At 61.7% G+C, this 4,331-nt stretch carries 5 protein-coding genes; all 5 read right to left on the reverse strand.

The window, feature by feature from the left end; genetic code table 11:
* Positions 1–33 precede the first annotated feature (33 nt).
* Positions 34–222 carry a hypothetical protein gene (locus PG896_RS20495; RefSeq protein ID WP_270836162.1) on the reverse strand — a complete coding sequence of 63 codons (189 nt, stop codon included), beginning with the start codon at positions 220–222 and terminating at the stop codon, positions 34–36.
* A 162-nt stretch (positions 223–384) separates the two neighbouring features.
* Positions 385–1,689, reverse strand: a complete 1,305-nt coding sequence (locus tag PG896_RS20500) for an inosine/guanosine kinase (protein ID WP_010674425.1) — start codon at positions 1,687–1,689, stop codon at positions 385–387.
* A 175-nt stretch (positions 1,690–1,864) separates the two neighbouring features.
* Positions 1,865–2,257: an MAPEG family protein gene (locus tag PG896_RS20505; protein WP_244813036.1), complete on the reverse strand. Its 393-nt coding sequence runs from the start codon at positions 2,255–2,257 to the stop codon at positions 1,865–1,867.
* A gap of 64 nt (positions 2,258–2,321) precedes the next feature.
* Positions 2,322–3,296: a ferrochelatase gene (gene hemH / locus PG896_RS20510; protein ID WP_042017278.1), complete on the reverse strand. Its 975-nt coding sequence runs from the start codon at positions 3,294–3,296 to the stop codon at positions 2,322–2,324.
* Between the two features lie 119 nt (positions 3,297–3,415).
* Positions 3,416–4,060, reverse strand: coding sequence for an adenylate kinase (gene adk / locus PG896_RS20515; protein ID WP_161469551.1), 645 nt, complete (start codon positions 4,058–4,060; stop codon positions 3,416–3,418).
* Positions 4,061–4,331: the final 271 nt, after the last annotated feature.

A 4,331-nucleotide genomic window follows, 5' to 3' on the forward strand; every position in this document is an offset into this window, starting at 1 on the left:
AGAGCCGGCTGGAATGACGACTATCGGGCTCAGTTATTCTTTGGTTAAAATATCAACAAAGTGTGCTCCCGCCCTGACCTGAGCCTGGGTCTGGCGGCTCTTCTCCCCCATCAGCCCCTGCTGATAGATCTGCAGGCAGAAGAACAGCAGCAGTCCCAGCAGCGCCAGCACCATCAGGGTCACCAGCGACAGACGCCGACCGATACTCCATTGTCTCAACATACCCTCGCCCCGCAGCAGCTACATATCCTTAACACAAGGTATGCCGCCGCGACGCGGGCTGTCCACGATGTCAGCAAAAGCGATGCCAAAAACATGATCCAGCCCCAAAAACAAGAAAGGGTGCCCAGTGGCACCCTTTCTCGTGGTCGACAGGAAGAGGTATCACCGCTCCCAGTACACCTCTTCCAGGCTGTCTTCCTTCTCCGGCAACCCGCGGGAGAGGCGCGGGCTGCTCTGGGCCAGCACCTCGTAGCTCACCCGGTTGGCGTACTTGCACACCTGGGCCAGAGAGGAGTAGGTCAGGAATTCCGAGAGATGCTTGGCGGAGTTCGGCACGTTCATGCGGTGGTAGGCGTTCGCCACCATGTCGTGCAGCACGGCGGACAGCGCCCCGTCCCCTGCCCCGTTGGTGTTCTTGATCTTCTCCGGGCCGCCCATGTAGGGGGAGATGTGGGAGTAGATACGCGCAGGCTTGCGGCACTTGTCCCGGGCCATGGGGCGGCTGAACTCGTACATGTTGAACTCGGGGATGACGCCGGGCAGCAGGGTGTGGGTGGTCTCGCGCTTGTAGTCCTCGTCGGTGTAGCTCGCCATGTAGAGGCCGATGGGGCCGGCGGTGCAGAGCACCATGTCCGCCCAGTCCAGCGCCTTGTCGGCCGCGCCGAGGGGATCCTTTATCCCGGTCAGGGCCTCCGCCTCGTCCTCGTTCATGGCGAGCACAGTCACGTTCTCGCTGATGAAATCGCGCCACCACTGGGGATTCTCGTCGATGACGAAGCGGGTGCCCAGGGTCAGCACCACAGGCACCCCGGCCTCGCGGGCATAGCGCACCGCGGCCATGGCGGCCTCCTTCATGGGGGTGCCGTCGGCGCCGCGCACCAGGTAAGCGGTGATCACCAGGGCCGAGGCCTCCTTGATGATGGTCTCGGGGATGTGGTCCACATCCAGGTGATCCATCTTGCCGGCGTTGATGCCAAAGCTGCGCTCTCCCCCTTCGGTGATGAAGGTGAAGCAGCGCCCGACCGGGCCGTCCACCGGCTGCAGGTAGTCGAGGTTGACCCGGGAGGAGGTGTTGCACAGATAGCGGTAGGCATAGCTGCCGATGCGGATGTCCTGGCTCATGACGCCAAGCAGGATGGAGTGGGAGTCCGCCAGCACGGAGTAATTGTGCATGGTGTTGCCGATGGTGCCGCCGGCAAATTCGCTCACCACCATGTTGTTGGCCTTGAGCTCGTCGTAGACCAGCTCCGCCACTTCGTCGGAGATGAGCATGGAGTGGCCCTTGCTCAGGCCGTACCGGTTCAGGAAGTCTTCGTCCACATGGGCTTCGATATCCACCAGAGTCTGATCGATGCCCACTACATAGGCCTTGCCCAGTTCGGTGAGCTGGGAGTTCTGCGGGATCAGGGGATCACGTCTGTCGACCGGGAAGTAGTGTTTGGACTTGCGCTGACCGGGAAATTTCATGGCAATCTTCTGTGCTCTGGGGAAAAGAGGGGCGGGATTTTAACACAATCCACCACGCCGAAAAGTCGCACGATTGAATTTTGAGGTCAGTATAGACAAGGGTTTGCGAGGAAAACGTTTGACTTGGCTGCCACAAAAAACCACCCCGTGGCGGGGTGGTGTTGCGGGATGACATTCAGCTTGCCGAGAGCCCCTGCACCAGGGCCAGCACCGAGAAAATCCCCAGCGCCAGCCAGAAGAAGAGGGTGCCGAAGAGGCGCGGCATGTTGGGAGCCCTGGGGATCTGGATGCCGATGGCATGCAGGATGCGACCCACCAGCAGCAGCACACCGCCCAGGTGCAGCCAGAGCGCCCCGACCCCCGCCAGCTCGCACAGGGCCATCAGCAGCAGGGTGAGGGGCACGTACTCGGCAAAGTTGCCGTGGGCGCGGATCGCGGCCAGCATCTCGGGGGCTTCCCCCTCCCCTATCATCACCCTGAACTGGGCGCGGCGCTTGACCACCCAGAAGGAGAGCAGCAGGAACAAGAGCCCGAGCAGGCCGGCGTAAATCAGCGTGATATGCATCATCAGGACACTCCTTTATCGTTGAATCCGAACGTCCGCCACGTCGGGCACCGGATGAGAACGGCCATCATGCCAGCTCGCGACAGATGAGGGAAACCATCATGCGGATATGGGCCTGATCGCTGTTGAGGGCCGGGATGTATTCAAACTGCTCGCCACCGGCGGCCATGAAGATCTCCCGGTTCTGCACCTGGATCTCCTCCAGGGTCTCGAGGCAATCCGCCGAGAAGGCCGGGCAGATGACATCGAGCCGCTTGACACCGCGAGAGGGCAATTCGCCCACGGTCAGGTCCGTGTAGGGCTTGAGCCACTCCTCCTTGCCAAAGCGGGACTGGAAGCTCGCGGTCCACTGCTCCGGGGCCAGCCCCAGCGCCTCCGCCAGCAGGGCGGCGGTGCGCCTGCACTGATGACCATAGGGATCCCCTTCCCGCTCGTAGCGCTCGGGAATGCCGTGGAAGGACATCAGCAGATGTTCCCCCTGGCCGTGCTGCTCCCAGTGGCGACGCACGCTCATGGCCAGCGCCTGGATGTACTCCGGGTGGGCATGGTAATCGCGGATGAGCCGCACCACCGGCAGATTGCGCTCGGTTTTCATCGCCCTGGCCCAGGCGTCGAACACCGAGGCGGTGGTACTGACCGAATACTGGGGATAGAGCGGCAGCAGGATCACCCGGTTGACCCCCTGGGCCTTGAGGGCCTGCCAGCCATCGGCCAGCGACGGGGCGCCATAAGTCATGGCGAGCGCCACCGGCACCTCGACCCCTTCCCGCTTGAGCTCATGCTCCAGGGCCGCGCGCTGCTGCTGGCTGATGACCATCAGGGGGGAGCCCTGCTCGGTCCACACCTGCTGATAGAGCTTGGCCACCTTGGGGGAGCGGGTCGGCAGGATGATGAAGTGAAGCAAGGGGCACCAGAGGTAGCGCGGCAGGTCGACGACCCGCTGATCGTGCAGAAACTGGCTGAGAAACGCCTTGACCGCCGCCGTGGTCGGCGCGGCCGGGGTACCCAGATTGACCAGCAAGATCCCGGTTTTCGTGGTCACGTTAGCATCCTGTCGTTCTGTGTCGTGGGAATGGAATGCAAGAAAGGGCCCGGTATGGACCCTTTTCTCACTCTCGTAGCCAGCCGGCGAACGGCTGCGTCCTGCCGGCCCTGAATGGCTTAACCGAGAATGGCGGCCAGTTGCTGGCTGACCAGATCCACCGGCTGGGTGCCGTCGATCTTGACGTAACGGGTGTTGCCCGCTTCCGCTTCCTTGCCATAGAAACCGATGAGTGGCGCGGTCTGCTGATGGTAGACATCCAGACGCTTGCGCACTGTGCTCTCTTCGTCGTCGGCACGGATCACCAGATCCTCGCCGGTCACGTCATCCTTGCCTTCCACTTTCGGCGGGTTGAACACCACGTGGTAGGTACGGCCGGAGCCGGAGTGCACGCGGCGGCCGCTCATGCGCTTGACGATCTCTTCGTCCGGCACGTCGAACTCCAGCACGAAGTCCACGGTCACACCGGCATCCTTCATGGCTTGCGCCTGGGGAATGGTGCGGGGGAAGCCGTCCAGCAGGAAGCCGTTGGCGCAATCCGGTTGCGCGATGCGTTCTTTGACCAGGCCGATGATGATGTCGTCGGAGACGAGCTGACCTGCGTCCATCACGGCTTTGGCCTTGAGGCCCAGCTCGGTACCCGCCTTGATCGCCGCACGCAGCATGTCGCCGGTGGAGATCTGCGGAATACCGTGTTTTTCCATGATGAACTGAGCCTGGGTACCCTTGCCGGCGCCCGGAGCTCCCAACAGAACAATGCGCATACACGCTCCTAGTTGATTGGTTATTCAATTCTTGAGAAGGCAAAAAACTACACGTTTTCGCCCGTATTAACAAGCTCGCCCCGTGTGAGTGGCCAGATTATCACCACACTCCCGCCCCGTCTCTGCGACCAAAGACGCAGACGACGACCACGAAAAATGATTGAAAATGCAGCAGCGCACCAGAGGGGAACGGCCAAAAAAAAGGTTCATCGCGGCTTTCCGGGGAAGGCCGCCTTGATTTTCAGAAAAAAGTATTCTGAGTCCCTAAATC

Origin of the sequence: Aeromonas sp. QDB30 (genome assembly GCF_027707645.1) — a bacterium.
Taxonomy (GTDB): Bacteria; Pseudomonadota; Gammaproteobacteria; order Enterobacterales; family Aeromonadaceae; genus Aeromonas; species Aeromonas caviae.

Bases quoted from the DNA above. Each gene is read 5' to 3' on its own strand.
- PG896_RS20500 (WP_010674425.1), bottom strand. From the start codon at position 1,689: ATGAAATTTCCCGGTCAGCGCAAGTCCAAACACTACTTCCCGGTCGAC.
- adk (WP_161469551.1), bottom strand. From the start codon at position 4,060: ATGCGCATTGTTCTGTTGGGAGCTCCGGGCGCCGGCAAGGGTACCCAG.
- PG896_RS20505 (WP_244813036.1), bottom strand. From the start codon at position 2,257: ATGATGCATATCACGCTGATTTACGCCGGCCTGCTCGGGCTCTTGTTC.
- PG896_RS20495 (WP_270836162.1), bottom strand. From the start codon at position 222: ATGTTGAGACAATGGAGTATCGGTCGGCGTCTGTCGCTGGTGACCCTG.